Source organism: Tardiphaga sp. 813_E8_N1_3, from assembly GCF_051811025.1.
Lineage (GTDB): Bacteria > Pseudomonadota > Alphaproteobacteria > Rhizobiales > Xanthobacteraceae > Tardiphaga.
In genome coordinates this window covers 5,297,946-5,314,631 of the sequence record NZ_JBPWQE010000001.1, presented here as the reverse complement: position 1 = coordinate 5,314,631, position 16,686 = coordinate 5,297,946, and the positions used below count along the sequence as shown (strand labels likewise).

14 protein-coding genes are annotated in these 16,686 nt (G+C 62.6%); 7 read left to right on the top strand and 7 right to left on the bottom strand.

Translation table 11 applies throughout. From position 1 onward, the window contains the following. Positions 1–11: 11 nt before the first annotated feature. Together AB8A33_RS25165 and AB8A33_RS25160 are read right to left on the bottom strand one after the other, a co-directional pair. Entirely contained in the window at positions 12–2,366 is a 2,355-nt protein-coding gene (locus AB8A33_RS25165) for a xanthine dehydrogenase family protein molybdopterin-binding subunit (RefSeq protein WP_439095288.1), read from the bottom strand. Positions 2,367–2,454: 88 nt separating this feature from the next. Next, the gene (locus AB8A33_RS25160) at positions 2,455–2,940 is read right to left on the bottom strand and encodes a (2Fe-2S)-binding protein (protein WP_439096051.1); all 486 of its coding nucleotides are present in this window, start codon (positions 2,938–2,940) and stop codon (positions 2,455–2,457) included. A gap of 265 nt (positions 2,941–3,205) precedes the next feature. On the opposite strand from AB8A33_RS25160, the gene AB8A33_RS25155 reads away from it, so the two are divergent. The 3 genes from AB8A33_RS25155 (at position 3,206) to AB8A33_RS25145 (ending at position 6,915) form a co-directional block, all read left to right on the top strand. Then, positions 3,206–3,877, top strand: a complete 672-nt coding sequence (locus tag AB8A33_RS25155) for a 3-oxoacid CoA-transferase subunit A (protein WP_439095287.1) — start codon at positions 3,206–3,208, stop codon at positions 3,875–3,877. Continuing rightward, positions 3,874–4,563 carry a 3-oxoacid CoA-transferase subunit B gene (locus AB8A33_RS25150; protein WP_439095286.1) on the top strand — a complete coding sequence of 230 codons (690 nt, stop codon included), beginning with the start codon at positions 3,874–3,876 and terminating at the stop codon, positions 4,561–4,563. The genes AB8A33_RS25155 and AB8A33_RS25150 overlap by 4 nt, the downstream gene beginning before the upstream one ends. A gap of 306 nt (positions 4,564–4,869) precedes the next feature. Continuing rightward, on the top strand, positions 4,870–6,915 hold the full coding sequence (locus tag AB8A33_RS25145) for a methyl-accepting chemotaxis protein (RefSeq protein WP_439095285.1): 2,046 nt from the start codon (positions 4,870–4,872) through the stop codon (positions 6,913–6,915). Between the two features lie 57 nt (positions 6,916–6,972). Here AB8A33_RS25145 and atzF read toward each other — a convergent pair whose 3' ends face one another. The 4 genes from atzF to AB8A33_RS25125 all read right to left on the bottom strand — a co-directional run bounded on the left by atzF (position 6,973) and on the right by AB8A33_RS25125 (position 12,295). Beyond that, positions 6,973–8,793: an allophanate hydrolase gene (gene atzF / locus AB8A33_RS25140; protein WP_439095284.1), complete on the bottom strand. Its 1,821-nt coding sequence runs from the start codon at positions 8,791–8,793 to the stop codon at positions 6,973–6,975. 54 nt (positions 8,794–8,847) lie between these two features. Beyond that, entirely contained in the window at positions 8,848–10,491 is a 1,644-nt protein-coding gene (locus tag AB8A33_RS25135; RefSeq protein WP_439095283.1) for a regulator, read from the bottom strand. Continuing rightward, positions 10,488–11,222 carry a cysteine hydrolase family protein gene (locus AB8A33_RS25130; RefSeq protein WP_439095282.1) on the bottom strand — a complete coding sequence of 245 codons (735 nt, stop codon included), beginning with the start codon at positions 11,220–11,222 and terminating at the stop codon, positions 10,488–10,490. The genes AB8A33_RS25135 and AB8A33_RS25130 overlap by 4 nt, the downstream gene beginning before the upstream one ends. 266 nt (positions 11,223–11,488) lie before the next feature. After that, positions 11,489–12,295: an SDR family oxidoreductase gene (locus AB8A33_RS25125; RefSeq protein WP_439095281.1), complete on the bottom strand. Its 807-nt coding sequence runs from the start codon at positions 12,293–12,295 to the stop codon at positions 11,489–11,491. Positions 12,296–12,464: 169 nt separating this feature from the next. Here AB8A33_RS25125 and AB8A33_RS25120 point away from each other — a divergent pair, with 169 nt between their 5' ends. Further along, positions 12,465–13,190 carry a CBS domain-containing protein gene (locus AB8A33_RS25120; protein ID WP_439095280.1) on the top strand — a complete coding sequence of 242 codons (726 nt, stop codon included), beginning with the start codon at positions 12,465–12,467 and terminating at the stop codon, positions 13,188–13,190. A 59-nt stretch (positions 13,191–13,249) separates the two neighbouring features. Here AB8A33_RS25120 and AB8A33_RS25115 read toward each other — a convergent pair whose 3' ends face one another. After that, positions 13,250–14,308 carry a polysaccharide deacetylase family protein gene (locus AB8A33_RS25115; RefSeq protein WP_439095279.1) on the bottom strand — a complete coding sequence of 353 codons (1,059 nt, stop codon included), beginning with the start codon at positions 14,306–14,308 and terminating at the stop codon, positions 13,250–13,252. A gap of 162 nt (positions 14,309–14,470) precedes the next feature. On the opposite strand from AB8A33_RS25115, the gene AB8A33_RS25110 reads away from it, so the two are divergent. From AB8A33_RS25110 to AB8A33_RS25100, 3 genes are read left to right on the top strand one after another with little or no spacing between them, the layout of a single operon-like run. Beyond that, positions 14,471–15,874: an OmpA family protein gene (locus AB8A33_RS25110; RefSeq protein WP_439095278.1), complete on the top strand. Its 1,404-nt coding sequence runs from the start codon at positions 14,471–14,473 to the stop codon at positions 15,872–15,874. Continuing rightward, on the top strand, positions 15,871–16,170 hold the full coding sequence (locus AB8A33_RS25105) for a hypothetical protein (protein WP_439095277.1): 300 nt from the start codon (positions 15,871–15,873) through the stop codon (positions 16,168–16,170). The genes AB8A33_RS25110 and AB8A33_RS25105 overlap by 4 nt, the downstream gene beginning before the upstream one ends. A gap of 2 nt (positions 16,171–16,172) precedes the next feature. Next, complete coding sequence (locus AB8A33_RS25100; RefSeq protein ID WP_439096050.1) at positions 16,173–16,673, top strand: DinB family protein; 501 nt, start codon at positions 16,173–16,175, stop codon at positions 16,671–16,673. The last annotated feature ends 13 nt before the right edge of the window (positions 16,674–16,686 follow it).

Genomic DNA, 16,686 nt, shown 5'->3' with positions numbered 1-16,686 from the left:
GTGCGTCTCCCTTATTCCGCTGCCTGCTGCAATTGCAGCGCTTCCCAGACACGGCCGGGCGTCGCCGGCATCTCGATTTTGTTGTGGCCAAGTGCATCGGTGATGGCGTTGATGACGGCGGGTGACGAACCGATCGCGCCGGCCTCGCCGCAGCCTTTCACGCCGAGCGGATTGCCCGGGCACAGTGTCGTGGTGTGCGAGACCCGGAACGATGGCACGTCGTCGGCACGCGGCATGGCGTAATCCATGAACGATGCCGTCACCGGTTGGCCGTTGTCGTCATAGATAGCGCTTTCGAGCATCGCCTGCCCGATGCCCTGGGCGAGGCCGCCATGGACCTGGCCCTCGACGATCATCGGATTGATCAGCCGGCCAAAGTCATCGACGGCCACGAAGTCGACGATGTCGGTCTTGCCGGTGCCGGGGTCGATCTCGACCTCGCAGATATAAGCGCCGGCCGGGAAGGTGAAGTTGGTGGGGTCGTAGAACGCGCCTTCCTTCAGCCCGGGCTCCATGCCATCCGGCAGGTTGTGTGCGGTATAGGCGGCGAGCGCGACCATCGGCAGCGCGATCGCCTTGTCGGTGCCGGCCACCTTGAACTCGCCATTCTCGATGACGATGTCGCCTTCGGAGGCTTCGAGCAGATGCGCGGCGATCTTCTTCGCCTTGGCTTCTACCTTCTCCATCGCCTTGAAGATCGCGGACATGCCGACGGCTGCCGAGCGCGAACCATAGGTGCCCATGCCGAACTGCACTTTGTCAGTGTCGCCATGGACGATCTGGACCTGATCGACGGAGATGCCGAGCCTGTCAGCGACTAGTTGCGCGAAGGTCGTCTCATGGCCCTGACCGTGGCTGTGCGATCCTGTCAGCACTTCGATGGTGCCGACCGGGTTGACGCGAACTTCCGCGGATTCCCACAGGCCGACGCCGGCGCCGAGCGAGCCGACCGCCTTGGACGGTGCGATGCCGCAGGCCTCGATATAGCAGGAGAAGCCAAGGCCGCGCAGCTTGCCGGCGGCTTTCGCCTTGGCCTTCCGTGCCGGGAAGCCGGCATAGTCGATCGCCTTCAGCGCCGCGTCGAGCGAGGCCCCGAAGTCACCGATGTCATAGGCCATGATGACGGGTGTCTGATGGGGGAATTGAGTGACGAAGTTGATACGGCGCAATTCGGCCGGATCGACCTTCAACTGCCGCGCCGATGTCTCCATCAGCCGTTCCACCAGATAGCTCGCTTCCGGGCGTCCGGCGCCGCGATAGGCATCGACCGGCGTGGTGTTGGTATAGACGCCCATCACCTCGGCATAGATGGTCGGGATATTGTACTGGCCCGACAGCAGCGTGGCGTAGAGATAGGTCGGCACCGAGGACGAGAACAGCGACATATAGGCGCCGAAATTGGCGTGGGTCTTCACCCGCAGGCCCAGGATCTTGTTGTTGGCGTCGAACGCCATCTCGGCATGGGACATGTGATCGCGGCCATGCGCGTCGGTGAGGAAGGCTTCCGTGCGGTCGCCGGTCCATTTCACAGGGCGACGCACTTTCTTGGAGGCCCAGAGTGCGACCATTTCCTCGGGATAGATGAAGATCTTCGACCCGAAGCCTCCGCCGACGTCGGGGGCGATCACGCGCAGCTTGTGTTCCTGCGCCACGTTATAGAACGCTGACAGCACCAAGCGCGCCACATGCGGATTCTGCGATGTCGTGTGAAGCGTGAAGTGCTCTTCAGCTTCGTCATATTCCGCGACGGCCGCGCGGGGCTCCATCGCATTCGGCACCAGGCGGTTATTGGTCAGGTCCAACGAGACGACCTTGGCCGCCTTGCTGAAGGCGTCATTGGTCAGCTTCTCGTCGCCGATCGCCCAGTCATAGACGACGTTGCCCGGTGCTTCCGGATGCAGTTGCGGTGCGCCCGAGGCGAGCGCTGCGGTCATGCTGCTGACGGCAGGGAGTTCTTCATAAGTCACGACCACGGCCTCAGCCGCATCCTTCGCCTGGTTCTTGGTCTCGGCGATCACCACGGCGACCGCCTGACCGACGAAGCGCACCGTGTCCGGGGCCATCGCCGGCCATGCGCCCATTTTCATCGGCGTGCCGTCCTTGGAAGACACCGCCCAGCCGCAGATCAGGTTGCCGATCTTGTCGTCCACCAACTGCTGTGCAGTGAGCACATCGACCACGCCCGGCATGTCCTTTGCCGCGGAAGCGTCGATACCTTTGACCTTGGCATGGGCATGCGGGCTGCGGATGAAATGCGCGTGGGTGAGGCCGACGATCTTGACGTCGTCGACATAGCGGCCGCGGCCGGTGATGAAACGCTTGTCTTCCTTGCGCGCAACGCGTGCGCCGATGCCTTCAACGCCCATCTCATGGGTCTCCCTGCCGGAGTTTTTGATTGTCCGCGCTTTCCATCGAAAGGCGCGGTTGGCTCAGCTCAGATCAATGCGCCGCGGCTCATTCAGCCGCTTGCGCAACCTTCATGCGTCCGGCGGCGTCGAGCACCGATTTGACGATGTTGTGGTAGCCGGTGCAGCGGCAGATATTGCCTTCGAGCTCTTGGCGCACCGTCTCTTCATCGAGACCGCTGGCGTGGCGGTTTACGATGTCGATCGCCGACATGATCATGCCCGGCGTGCAGTAACCGCATTGCAGGCCGTGATTGTCGCGGAACGCCGCCTGCATCGGATGCAGCTGGTCGCCCTTGGCAATGCCTTCAATGGTGGTGACATTGGCGCCGTCGATCTGACCGACCAGAGTGGTGCAGGATTTCACGGCCTTGCCGTCGATATGGACGATGCAGGCGCCGCACTGGCTGGTATCGCAGCCCACATGGGTCCCGGTCAGATTGAGATTTTCACGGAGCAAATGGACGAGAAGCGTTCTGTCTTCGACCGTGGCAGAGACAGATTTGCCATTGACCGTCAGCTTGACTGTGGACACGCAGACCTCCCGGTATTTTTTAATTATTCCAATTAGAAGCGCGGTCCGGAAAGTTTGCAACTGGGAATTTGGTGGGGTGACTTTCTCCCCTCTCTCCCAGCGCAGCGAAGCGAAGCTGCGCGCCGCGGGCGAAGGGAAAGTCACGCGTATCCCTCCTGCAAATTTGTCTCTTCATATCCGCGGGCCAGAATGCTCTAGTCGCGCCGCAACAAACGCCGCAAGCGATTGCGGACAATAACAATTCCGCGACGAGGAGTTTTCGGGAGTGATCGATAAGAGCGTAGCCAGCCCGGCCGAGGCCGTGGCTGGGGTGAAGGACGGGGCAGTCGTCCTGGTGGCCGGGTTCGGTACTGTCGGCATTGCCGATGATCTGCTGGAGGCGCTGCACGAGCAGGGTGCGACCAATCTCACCATCGTCCACAACAATGCCGGCAATGGCGATACTGGTTTGGCCCGGTTGATCAATTCCGGCCGCGTAGCCAAGGTGATCTGTTCCTATCCGCGCTCCGGCGACTACAGCGCTTTCCTCAATGCCTATCGTGCCAAGACGCTGGAACTCGAACTGGTGCCGCAGGGCATTATCAGCGAGCGCATGCATGCCCATGCCGCCGGGCTCGGCGGCTTCTTCTCGCCGGTGACGGCGCATACGAAACTCGCAGAGGGCAAGGAGACCCGCGAGATCGACGGCGTGCTGCATGTGTTCGAGAAGCCGCTGAAAGGCGATATCGCGCTGCTGCGTGCCATGAAGGCCGACCGCTGGGGCAATCTGATCTACAACCAGTCGGCACGTAATTTTAATCCGATCATGGCCATGGCTGCCGATCTCAGCGTGGTGCAGGTGGACGAGATGGTCGAGCTTGGCAGCATGAATCCGGAAGCGGTGGTGACGCCGAGCATCTTCATCGATCGTATCTTGGTAGTGGGAGCAAAGGCATGACGACGACGTATAAGCCGCTCAACCGTGACCAGATGGCTTGGCGCGCCGCGCAGGACCTGCAGGAGGGCGCTTATGTCAATCTCGGCATCGGCATGCCGACGCGGGCAGCGAGCTATGTGCCCGGCGGGCGCGAGGTGATCTTCCATAGCGAGAACGGCATTCTCGGGCTCGGGCCCGCACCCGAGCCCGGCACCGAAGACGAGAACCTGATCGACGCCGGCAAGAACTACACGACGCTGATCAAGGGCGGCGTGTTCATGCATCACGCCGACGCGTTCCTGATGATCCGCGGCAAGCATCTCGATGTCAGCCTGCTCGGCGCCTTTGAAGTCTCCGAAGCCGGCGATCTCGCCAACTGGACCACGGAAGACCCAAGCTTCCCGCCCGGCGTCGGCGGCGCGATGGATCTAGCGGTCGGTGCCAAGGAGATCCGGGTGATCATGGATCACACCGACAAGAACGGAAAACCGCGCATTCTCAGGAAGTGCCGCCTGCCGCTCACGGCACCGGGCTGCGTCAAACGCATCTACACCAATCTGGCGGTCATTGATGTCACGGAGCAGGGCCTATTCGTGCGCGAGATGGTCGAGGGCATGACGCTGGAGCAGTTGCAGGCGCTCACCGAGCCCAAGCTGCAGCTCGCCAACAACTGGCAGTCGCTCACCCCACCCGCGATGGCGGCGTAGCCCAAACACGGTCATTCCGGGGCGCGCGGCGAAGCCGTGCGAACCTCAGCCACTCTAACTGGAGTGGCGGGGAATCCCGGAGTGGCTTGGCTCTCCGAAGACTCCCATGTCGAGATTCCGGGTTCGGTCCCGCCGCCTACCCGGAATAGAGGGAGCTACTCACCCCCGTTCAGCTCCACGCAACCTCCAGAAGTTCCGGTATCCGTTTACTCGTCCTTAGCCAATGTGCCGTAGGTTTGGGCATCGGCTTTGCGCGCGCTTGCGCGTGATGACCCGAATGTTGGGAGCGATGAACGGGGGGCCCAAGTGGCAACGACGACGCTTGTCCGGAAGAAGCCGGCTTCTTTTAAGTTTCCTGCCCTCAGATTCCGCGCCAAGGTGACGCTGGGCTTTGCCGCCGTGCTCGCCATATCCGCGCTCAGCATGGTGCTCGCTTATGTCGGCTTCGAGCGCATCTCGGCCGGCGTGGTGTCGTATCGCACCAGCGTTGCGGAGTCCGGTCTGGCCCGCAATATCGACCGCGAACTGACCTCCTATCAGGCGCTGACGCGCTATTACGTCCTCACCAGCAATGAAGCGGACGCCAAGGCAGCGAAGGCTGCGGAAACCAGTCTGAAGGACGCCATCGACCAGTCGATGAAGGTGACCAAGGACTCCGCGCGGCTCGACAAGATCACCAAACTGTCCCGCGAATTCATTACCTTCACCAAGGTGTTCGCCGACATCCTCACCGTCAAGGGACAGAACGACACCATCGCGTCGACCCAGTTGTCGCGCACCAGCCTGATGCTGCGTAACAAGATCGATGATCTCGGCGACACCGCGACCATGGCCGGCCTTGCCTCCGTGCAGGATCAGGTCAAGGAAATCACCACCCAGTTCATTACCGCGACGTCGCTCGTGAACACCTATATTGGCAAGGCCGAGGACAAGACCTCGAATGCTGCGACGGCCCGCATCAAGTTCCTGCAGAACTCGTATGCGACGATCTATGCCAATGACGACAAGATCAACAACAAGGTGAAGGAGATCACCGCGGAGACGAAGCTCTACGCTGATGCTTTCATCAAGTTCGTCGAGAACACCAAGAAGGTCGACGGTCTCGTTCAGGAGATGTCAGAAACGGCGGGAGCGATCACCAAGCTGTCGACGGCGATGAAGGGGGATCTGCTGTCCGATCAGCAGCGTCTTGAAACCGAATCCGACACCACGATCCAGGACACCGAGCGCCAGGTGATGGTGCTGGGCGTTGGCGGCTTCATCGTCGGTGCCATCCTTGCGCTGCTGCTGGGCCGCAGCATTGCCGGTCCGATGATTGCGATGTGCGCAGCGATGCGCAAGCTTGCAGCCGGCGACTTCGAGGTCGTGCTGCCGGGACTCGGCCGGCGCGACGAACTCGGCGACATGGCGTCCGCCGTGGAAGAGTTCAAGGTACAGGCCATCGCGAAGGCCGAGCGGGATGCCGCCACTCAAGAAGAACAAAGCCGCGAGGCCGGTGCGGCGCGCCGTGCCGAACTCATCCGCTTTGCCGACGATTTCGAGGCCGCGGTGGGCGCGATCGTCTCGAACGTGTCGGCATCGGCAGGCCAGCTTGAAACCGCAGCGGGCACGCTGACGCGCACTGCCGAGACCACGGAGGGATTGTCGAGCCGCGTCGCCGGCGCATCGGATCAGGCCTCCTCGAACATGCAGTCGGTGGCGACCGCAACCGAGGAGCTCTCGCTCTCGGTCAATGAAATCGGCCGCCAGGTGCAGACCTCCAGCAAGATCGCGGACAGCGCAGTCGTGCAGGCGCAGCAGACCGATGCCCGCATCGGCGAATTGTCGCGCGCCGCACAGCGCATCGGCGACGTTGTCGATCTCATCACGGCGATCGCCGAACAGACCAACCTTCTGGCGCTCAATGCGACCATCGAGGCTGCGCGTGCCGGAGATGCGGGCCGCGGCTTTGCGGTTGTGGCGTCCGAAGTGAAGTCACTGGCCAGCCAGACCGCGAAGGCGACCGAGGAAATCTCGACCCAGATTGCCGGTATGCAAAGCGCGACGCAGGAGTCGGTGTCGGCGATCAAGCAGATCGGCAGCACCATCGGCGAAATCTCCGGCATTGCGTCCGAGATCGCCAGCGCCGTCGAGCAGCAGGGCGCTGCCACGCGCGAAATCGCACAGAACGTCCAGCGCGTTGCCCACGGCACCCAGCAGGTCGCCGGCGATATCGTCGACGTGAATCGCGGCGCAACTGAAACCGGCGCCGCATCAGCTCAGGTGCTGAATTCGGCGCAGACCCTGTCGAGCGAAAGCGCGCGCCTGCGTGCCGAGCTCGATCGGTTCATGGGGAATATCCGGGCGGCATAAGTTTTCTTACCTCTCCTCGCTTGCGGGGAGAGGTCGAAATTCGCGTAGCGGATTTCGCTATCTCACGCTCGCCATATAGGCCCGCCATCCGCCAAACGACGAAATGTCCCGAGCGTCTTCCGTAGCCTTGGCTTCGACCAGGAAGCCCTTGACGCTCGATCCGTCGGACAGCGTCAGTGTACCGATCGACATCGGCTGCGGAAGCGACGCAACGAATTTGCCGAAAGCCTCTGCCGACAGCGCCCAGACTTCGACAGCGATTTCCGCGCCCGAGCCAGCGGCGACGCGCAACAGGCCGGGCTTGGCCGGCGTGGTTCCGTTCAGCGCGTAGAACTTGTAGTCCGGCGCTGTGGTCGTCGCTTTCAGCAGTCGACCGTCGAGCGCTTGAAGATCGCCATTCAGCGCCATGCCGGAGAGATGCGCACCGACGACGGCAATCGCAATCTCGCCCTCGGCCAACTCAGTGGACAGTGCCGCCAGCGCCGGCTGCGGAAGGGCCCTGGCGCCAACCGGCAATTTGGTATCGGCGTGAAACACCCGGCCGATGCTCGCGAGCAGTGCGTCGTCGCCCCCCGGCGCCAGCAAAGTGATGCCGAATGGAATGCCGTCGGCACGCATCGCGGCGGGGATGGCGAGGCCACAGAGATCGAGCAGGTTGACGAAGTTGGTATAGGTGCCGAGCCGCGAATTGAGTTCGATGGGATTGGCCAGCACCTGCGCCGTCGTATAGGCGGTCGGCGCCGTCGGCAGCACCAGCGCGTCGATAGTCGTGAAAGCCTGTTCGGCGACACGCTTCAGCTCCTGCAACTTGTACAGAGCCGCAAACGTATCGGTCGCGCTCTGGCGTGCACCGGCGATGGTGATCTCGCGCGTGACGGGATGGATCGCATCCGGCGCAGACGCCAGCAGATCGCGGATCACCAGCAGGCGCTCCGCGACCCATGGTCCGTCGTAGAGCAGCCGCGCGGTTTCATAGAACGGCTCGAGATCGAATTCGACCAGCGTCGCACCCAGCGAGGTCCAGCGCTTCAGCGCGTCTGCATAGGCTTTCTCCGAGGCCTTGTCGCCGAAGAAGATCAACTGCCCGTTGCGTGGCACGCCGAGCTTGAGGCCCTTCGGAAACGTGATGAGCGAACCCGGCACCCGCTTGCGCGAATAGGGATCATGCGCGTCATAGCCGCCCATCACATCGAGCGCGGCAACAGCATCGTCCACCGTGAGCGTGAAGATCGACACGCAATCCAGCGTGCGGCAGGCCGGCACGACGCCGGCGGTCGGGATCAGGCCGAGGCTCGGTTTGAGGCCCACGATATTGTTGAGCATGGCGGGCACGCGGCCGGAGCCGGCGGTGTCGGTGCCGAGTGTCAGCGGCACGAGGCCTGCGGACACGGCGACGGCAGAGCCTGAGCTCGATCCGCCGGGCACGAGATCGTCGCGGATCGCATTCTTCGGAATGCCATAGGGCGAGCGCACGCCGACCAGACCTGTCGCGAACTGGTCGAGATTGGTCTTGCCGATGATGATCGCACCCGCCGCGCGCAGCCGCGCCACGGCGCTGGCATCGCGCGTTGCGTTATAGGCGAAAGCGGGACAGGCCGCCGTGGTCGGCAGACCGGCGACGTCGATATTGTCCTTCACGCCGACCGGCACGCCGTAGAGCGGCAGCGTTGCAGGATCCTTCGCAGCGAGCGCCTCGGCTTCGGCGATCGCCTCGGCTTCGTTGCGGAGCGTGATGAAGATCGCCGTGTCACCGCGGTCGCGGATGCGCTGATAGCTGCGGGCGACTGTCTGTGCGGGCGTCACAGTGCCGGCGCGATGCGCGGCGACGATGGCGGCGATCGTTTCGGGAACGGTGGTCTCGGGAACGGACTCACTCACGATGCGAACCTGCTGCGGATGGCACGGGTGTGCCACCCGCAGGTTGAGACGATGTTATTCAGCAGGCACGGCAAGTGGCGGCTCCGATTGCGGGACAGAAGACAGGCTGGTTGCGCCGAACTTGTCCGCGGCAAAGAGCCCGGCTGCAACAAGAGCATAAGCGAGAGCGACGCCGGGCGTCACCCCCAATCCGCCGCCGATCCCGATCGCCTCGCCGTGCATGAAGCCGAAGAAGGTCAGGACCGCGCCGGCCAGAGCGAAGGCCGATGCATTGATGAATTTGCGTTCGATGACGAAGACCGCGATGGCGCCGAGCACCAGGCCGACCAGGATTGAGCCGCCGCCCATGACTTCAAGGCCGTGGAACAGCACGCCGTTCTGGCCCATCTTCGCTATGAATTCGGGCGAATGGATCGCGCCGAAATTCATGCCGGCCGCGCCGAGTGCGCCCGACAGCAGCACCGTGGCCCAGGCCGCAAGATGCGGCGTGAGCGCAAGCGCGATGGCCGGCGCGTGTTCGCGTGGCGTGGTCTCGAAGGCCTGCGCACAGATCAGCATGCCGATATAGAGCAGGATCGGTGAGATCGCGACGACAGGGATAACGGCCAGCATCAGTGAGATGACGCCGAACCAGGAAAGTACGATTACCATCAGGCCGGTAGCTGCCGAGTAGCCGATCCGGCCGCCCATCGCCTTCCAGCCGGGATGGCCGATATAGACCGCGTTGATGAAGGGGTTGCCCATCAGGCAGCCGATCAGCGAGACGACACCATCGGCGGTCAGCACGCGGGTGGTCGGATATTCGTCGCCGGCAGCTTCCGCGCTCTCGACGTTGTCCATCGCCTCGACCAGATCGTAGATGCCATAGGGAATGGCGGTGACCAGGATAATGCCGAGGAACTGGAAGCCGGAGAACACGTGGTCGAAGGCCGGGATCGGCACCGAGAAGCCGAAATTGGTAAAGGCGGCCTTCACCCCGGCGACACTGACGCCGCCAATGCCGACGCCGAACAGGGTCGAGCCCCATGCGATCACCATGCCAACGCCGATCGCGACGAGGCCGGCCGGAATCCCCTTGGGATATTTATAGCCGCCGAACCAACTCAGCATGATGATGGCGAAACAGGTCAAGCCGATCACCGGCGTCATGAACATTTCAAGCGCCGGACGCATCGCGATGAAGGCGATGGAGACGCCGGCCAGTGTCCCGAGCAGTGCGGCGCGCGGTGTCACCTTGCGGATCCAGGGTGCGATGAAGCCGCCGATCATCAGGATGAAGCTCTGGAAGAACACCCAGACGAGGCCAGCCTCCCAGCCCTTGATGGGATCGCCTGTGGTGATCGAAATCGGCAGCATGATCACAAAGGTGACGATGAACATATGCGGCACGCTGATGCCCGAGGGCAGCGCGCAGACATCGCTGCGACCGGTCTTCTCCGCGAGTTTGTAGGCGAGCCAGGCGTAGTACATCGTCGACAGGCACATCATCAGGCCCATGGCCGGCAGAATGCGTCCGAACACGATATTGTCAGGCATCTTCAGCACGAAGCGCAGCAGGCCGGTCAGCACCAGCATGTTGACGAGAATATTAGTGCCGAAGCCGAAAAACGCATTCCAGTCGCCCGGCGTCCATAGAGCGGGCTTGAAGTCGGATTTGCCGGCAGAATCTTTAGAAAACGTCCCCGCGGTCGTGCTCATCGTGATGCTCCTGCTGCAAGTTTGTTGGAAGTCTCCGGTGCATGTTCAGAACGTGTGATGGCGTCGAGAATGGCGGCGGAGTCGGCAACCCAGCCGAAGATGCCGCCCTGGGCCTTGATCATCTTCAGGCCCATCTCGTGGAATTCAGGGAAGTAGGACGCGCAGCCGTCAGAAATGACGATGCAGCGATAGCCGCGGTCATTGGCTTCGCGGACGGTGGTGTTGACGCAGACTTCGGTGGTGACGCCGCAGACCAGCAGCGTGTCGATGTCGCGCGCCTTGAGATCGGCGCCGAGCGTCGTTGCGTAGAATGCGCCCTTGCCGGGCTTGTCGATGACGATCTCGCCTTCGACCGGATAGAGCGCGGGAATGATGTCGTGGCCGGCTTCGCCGCGAATGAGGATGCGTCCCATCGGGCCGGGATCGCCGATCCGCAGTGACGGCGCGCCGCGCTCGATCTTGGCGGGCGGCGCGTCGGAGAGATCGGGCAGGTGCCCCTCACGGGTGTGCACCACCATCATCCCGGTTTCGCGCGCGGCTTTCAGGACCGCGGCGATCGGGGCGACGGCGCTGGCGAGTTGCGACACGTCATTACCCAGCGTCTCGCCGAAGCCGCCGGGCTCCATGAAATCGCGCTGCATGTCGATGATGACGAGCGCTGTCGCAGCCCAGTCGACCGTGATCGGACCGGGTTCGGCTATAACTGTTGCTGAGTGTGGTGAGTCCGCCATTTGCCGTCTCTCCCCAGGAGCCATGGGCCTCTCAGGAGTTAACGAAGCAAGGCGCGTGCCATTGTGTACAATGACAATCGGCAATCTTATTCGGAGCTAATCTCGGGGTATTTCAATATCTTGTTTGAAAATTGCTTTGCAAGATTCCGGTCTCGGGCGAGACCGGAATTCGTTAATTGCTTATTTTATAACCTCGGCTGATTATGGCGGCAGCCGGTCCCCTGGATTTGGCTGATGCTCCATCCGGGGACCGTCGTTGTCCGTTATCAATCCCAGCCGTCGCCCTTGATGCCGGGATTGGCGTAAACGATGCCACCGTCCACCGCGATGGTGGCGCCCACCACATAATCGCCGGCGCGCGAAGCGAGATAGATCGCGGCGCCCGCCATGTCCTCGTCGGTGCCGATCCGGCCGGCGGGCACGCGGGTCGCCACTTCATCGGCATTGTCGCGTGCAGCCTTGTTCATGTCCGACTGAAACGGGCCCGGCGCGATGGCCGTGACGACGACGTGATCCTGGATCAGTTTGACGGCCATCCGCCGCGTCAGGTGGATCAGGCCGGATTTGCTCGCCGCATAGGAATAGGTCTCCATCGGATTGACGAAGATGCCGTCGATGGACGCGATATTGATGACCTTGGCGGGCTTGTCCGCGCTGGCTGCTGCACGCAGCGGTCCGGCCAGCGCCTTGGTTAGAAAGAACGGTGTCTTGACGTTCAGCGTCATTACCTTGTCCCAGCCGCTCTCCGGAAATTCATCGAAGTCCGCGCCCCAGGCGGCGCCCGCATTATTGACGAGAATGTCGAGCTTGGGTTCGCGCTTCTTGATTTCGGCAGCCAGCATCTCGATGCCGCTCATTGTCGAAATGTCGATCGGCAACGCAATACATTCGCCCGCATACTGCGCGGAGAGTTCTTTTGCGGTGGCTTCGCACGGCCCGGCCTTGCGCGCGGTGATATAGACCTTCGCTGCGCCCTGGCTGAGAAATCCCGCTGCGATCATCTTGCCGATGCCGCGCGAGCCGCCGGTGACGAGTGCAATGCGGCCATCGAGCGAAAACAGATTGGTGAACATGACGCCTCCCGTTTGTTTTGTCGTTGGGCCGATTGTGTGCGGCGGCGGGCAAGGCGAGTCAACAAGCGCTGCTGCAGTTGACCCAGATCAAGGCCGGAACCGGCGGCCGGCGTAGGCTTCTCGCGTTGGTTCGTCCAGCAAACGGACCTCAACCCAACGGGAGAGCGTCATGAGAGCCCATCAAATTATGACCCGCAAGCTCGTCACCGTGTCGCCAGACGCGTCGATCAGCGAAGCTGCGAGGCTGATGATCGACTACCACGTCAGCGGATTGCCTGTGGTGGATGCGGCCGGCAAGCTGGTTGGCATTGTGACCGAGCGGGACTTCCTGCGTCGGCACGAGGTCGGCACGCAGCGCCGGCGTCCGCGCTGGCTCGAATTCGTGCGTGGCCCCAGCCTGCAGGCCATCGATTATGTCCGCGAAGCCGGCCGCAAAGTGCACGAGATCATGACCCGCGAGGTCCGCACGGTGACCGAGGATACCGGGCTGGCCGATATCGTCGACGTGATGGAGAAGTATCACATCAAGCGCGTGCCGGTGGTGCAGGGCGACAAGCTCGTGGGTATCGTCAGCCGGCAGAATTTCGTCGAAGCCATCGCCGATCTCATGCACGATGTCTCCGATGTCGGGTCGAGTGATGCGTTGATCCGCCGCCGCATCGTCGCTGTGCTCAGGCATAACGAATGGACACCATTCGGTCTCGACGTCCGGGTGAAGGATGGCGTCGTGGATATCGACGGCTTCATCACGGACGAGAATGTCCGTCGGGCGATCGTCGTGGCTGCTGAAAATGTGGCTGGCGTAACCCGCGTCAACGAGCATCTGTGCTGGGTCGATCCGATGTCGGGCGTGTATTTTCCACCGGATACCGATCTGCCGCAAAAGCCGGTCTAATCCGGCGCGGGACGCAAGACTCCAGCAAGGCTGCAGTTCGCCTGCAACGCATGGCCGGACTAGCCGATGCCGCGGCGCTGGAAGCCGTTCCACATCGCGGTAGCGGCGCCGGAGGTCAGCACCGGCAGATAGCGGGTGTCCTGATAGTTGCCGTTCAGCGAGACCCGCGGCAGTGCTGTGAGCTGTGAGGAATTCTCCGAAGCGATCACGCCGGGGCGCGTCGTCACGGCTGTCTCGAAGCCTGCGCTTTTCGCCAATGCGAATTCCCGTGTGCCCGCGGCGCAGCGGTCGCCATAGGGATAAGCAAGATGCACGGCCGGGCGCTGCAGAACGTTTTCGATATCGGTACGGCTGGCTGACAGCTCATGCACGACCATCGCTTCGGTCTGTTTGGCGAGATTGCAGTGACTTACGGTATGCGCGCCGATCGTCACCAGCGGATCGGCGGCGAAAGGTTTGAGTTCGTCCCACGACATGCACAGCTCGCGGCTGACCGCGTCTTCGTCGATGCCATGCGCAGCGCAGAGTGCGCTGACCTCGCGGCGGACGTCCGCTTCTTCTGGCAATCCGCGCAGCCAGCCATGCAGGCGGTCGAACGCCATGTCCTTGCCGGCGAGCGTCGATGCGTCCAGGCGTACCATCTGTCCGTCGATCGGGGCCTCGATCACATCGGCCGTGGCAACGACGCGCTCCAGCGCCACCCACCACAGCCGGCCTGTGCCGGAGGCGAAGTCGCTGGTGACATAGACCGTGAAGGGAGCGTCGAAATCCCGCATCGCGGGCAATGCATGGTCGCGGTTGTCGCGATAGCCGTCGTCGCAGGTGAAACAGGCGAAGCGGCGCGAGAAATCCCGCTCCGTCAATCGCCGCTGCACTTCATCGGGGGTCACGATATCGACGTCGGTTGCGCGCAGATAAGCGAGGGTGGCGCGCAGGAAATCGGGCGTGATCTCGAGGTGGCGGTTGGGCTGGAACGGACCGGCATGCGCAGGGCGCACATGGTGCAGCATGAAAATGGTGCCCACGCCGCCGAAGATCGGTCGCAATACGCGGTGGGCGCCACTGAAATACAGCGCATCCAGCCCGGCACGAATAATCGTGTTGCGAATCTGCTTCATCGTATGACCGAGCAATTGATGCTACCCACGGAAATGATCAGAAACGATTGAACAAAGCGTTATTCGAATACCCGCGGCGACGCCAGAGGTTTGCCTTGATTTCAGTTTGACAGTCCCGCAAGGGTTTGTTTTCTCTCTGTTTCCAGACCCGCAGGACGTCGAATGCACGGATTTTACAGGTGGAGTGCCAAATGGTGGCCCGGGCTCATCCCGCTTGCCATCCTTTGGGCGGTTGCTGCCTGGGTTAGCACGATTCCGCTTGAGACGGATTTAACGGCGCACAGCACTGCGGCGCTGAAAAACACGATCCTCGACAAGAGCCAGATCACGGTGGCCGGCCGTGACGTATCGTTTTCTGCCGAAGCGTTTTCCGAAGATGGCCGCCGCAGCGCGGTCTCGTCGGTCGAGGCCACACCGGGCGTGCGCCTGGTCAATGACGAGACCCGTCTAGTCGCCGAGGCCAAGCCGTTCGTCTGGGTCGCAGAGCGCGACAATGTCCGCGTCACGCTATGGGGGACCGCGCCATTGCCGGCCAGCAAGGCGCGAATTGTGGAAGCGGCCCGCGCCGCACTCAGCGGAACCGAGGTCTCCGACCGCATGGGTCTGAAGCGCGGCGCGCCGCCGCGGTTTGATGCCGCAGCTGTGCTGTTGCTCGATCAGGTCGCCAAGCTGAAGGAAGGCAAGGCGGTCATTTCGGATACCAATATCAGCCTCTCCGGCATGGCGCGTGATCTCGGCGGCCGCGAAGCCATTGCGGCGGCGCTGAAGAATCTGCCGGAAGGCTTCACGGTCGCGGCCAATGACATCAAGGCGCCGCCCTATGTGTTCCAGGCCAACAAGGACCCGGTGACGAATACGCTGACGCTGAGCGGCTATGTCCCGGACAACAACATCCACGCCGCGCTTGCGTCGGCTGCCGGACGCAAGTTCGGCAATGAGAAGATCGTCGACAACCTGAAGGCCAGCATCGGCGCGCCCGGTGGTTTTGCCGCAGCGGTGACGACGGCGCTGGGTGCGCTATCGCGGCTGTCGACCGGCACGCTGGTGGTGTCCGATCGCGAGGTGAAGCTGTCGGGGGACGCACTCTACGAAGTCGCCGCCGACCAGATACGCGCAAGTCTGGCGCGCGAGCTTCCGCAGGGTTGGCAGGCCAAGGCCGAAGTATCGGTGAAGCCCGCTGCGGCCCCGGTCGATGCAAGTGTGTGCCAGCAGCTCTTCGCGCAGAATCTGACCAAGGGCCGCATCCGGTTTGAGACGTCCAGCGCCAGCATCAATGTGGATTCCGCGGGCTTGCTCGATCGCCTCGTGGAAATCGCCATGCGCTGCCCCAATGTTCGGGTCGAGATCGCCGGGCACACTGATGGCGATGGCGACGCGGCGTTCAATCAGTCGCTCTCGGAAAAGCGCGCGCTTGCCGTCGAAGAATATCTCGTGAAGGCCGGCCTGCCCGCGGATCGTTTCTCGACGATCGGCTACGGCAGTACCCAGCCGATCGCCACCAACGATACCGACGAAGGCAAGTTGCAGAATCGCCGGATCGAATTCGTCGTGAGGCAAGCGCCATGACTTATCTTGCGATGTTTCACTGGGGCTGGCTGCTCGGGGCGTTCCTGATCGGCTTCGGCATGGGCTGGATCGCCGTGGTCTATCGCGGGCGTTCGGTGTCGCGGGTCTGGATCCAGCGCCTGTCGCTGATCGCCGTTGTCATCGTCGGCATCGCGATTGCCAAAGTCGTGCCCGGCCGCTTCGGCTACTGGCTCGATCTCGGCCTCGCCTTGTTCGGCTTCTATCTCGTCGGCTGCGCCATCGGGTCGTGGCTGCGCGACATCGTGGTGACACGGCAGCAGGCCCGTTCGGCGTGACGCTGCTCGACCATTACCGGATGTTCGGCCGATACAATGTCTGGGCCAACGGCCTGCTGTTCGACGCGGCGGGCGCGCTCAGCCGCGAGCAATATCAGGCCGACCGGGGCGCATTTTTCAAATCCGTCCATGGCACGCTCAACCATCTGCTGGCAACGGACCGGATCTGGATGAAGCGCTTCACCGGCGAAGGCGAGGCGCCGGATCGTCTCGATGCCATTCTGTACGAGACCCACGACGGGTTGCATGCGGCGCGCATCGCCGAAGATGCCCGGATTCTCGGTTATGTGGACGGGCTCGACGAGCGCCGTCTCAACGGCACGATCAAATTCCGCCGGGTGTCGTCTCCGGAAGAATTCGAGCAGCAGCTGGCACCGGCCCTGGCGCACTGGTTCAATCATCAAACCCATCACCGCGGGCAGGTCCATGCGTTGCTGACGGGTCGGGCGCCCGAACTCGATCTGTTATTTTATCAACGTCTCGCCGCCAAATCGGCGGCATGAAGTCACGAAAGCC

Bases quoted from the DNA above. Each gene is read 5' to 3' on its own strand.
- AB8A33_RS25165 (WP_439095288.1), bottom strand. From the start codon at position 2,366: ATGGGCGTTGAAGGCATCGGCGCACGCGTTGCGCGCAAGGAAGACAAG.
- AB8A33_RS25150 (WP_439095286.1), top strand. From the start codon at position 3,874: ATGACGACGACGTATAAGCCGCTCAACCGTGACCAGATGGCTTGGCGC.
- AB8A33_RS25135 (WP_439095283.1), bottom strand. From the start codon at position 10,491: ATGAGCACGACCGCGGGGACGTTTTCTAAAGATTCTGCCGGCAAATCC.
- AB8A33_RS25130 (WP_439095282.1), bottom strand. From the start codon at position 11,222: ATGGCGGACTCACCACACTCAGCAACAGTTATAGCCGAACCCGGTCCG.
- AB8A33_RS25125 (WP_439095281.1), bottom strand. From the start codon at position 12,295: ATGTTCACCAATCTGTTTTCGCTCGATGGCCGCATTGCACTCGTCACC.
- AB8A33_RS25120 (WP_439095280.1), top strand. From the start codon at position 12,465: ATGAGAGCCCATCAAATTATGACCCGCAAGCTCGTCACCGTGTCGCCA.
- AB8A33_RS25115 (WP_439095279.1), bottom strand. From the start codon at position 14,308: ATGAAGCAGATTCGCAACACGATTATTCGTGCCGGGCTGGATGCGCTG.
- AB8A33_RS25110 (WP_439095278.1), top strand. From the start codon at position 14,471: ATGCACGGATTTTACAGGTGGAGTGCCAAATGGTGGCCCGGGCTCATC.
- AB8A33_RS25105 (WP_439095277.1), top strand. From the start codon at position 15,871: ATGACTTATCTTGCGATGTTTCACTGGGGCTGGCTGCTCGGGGCGTTC.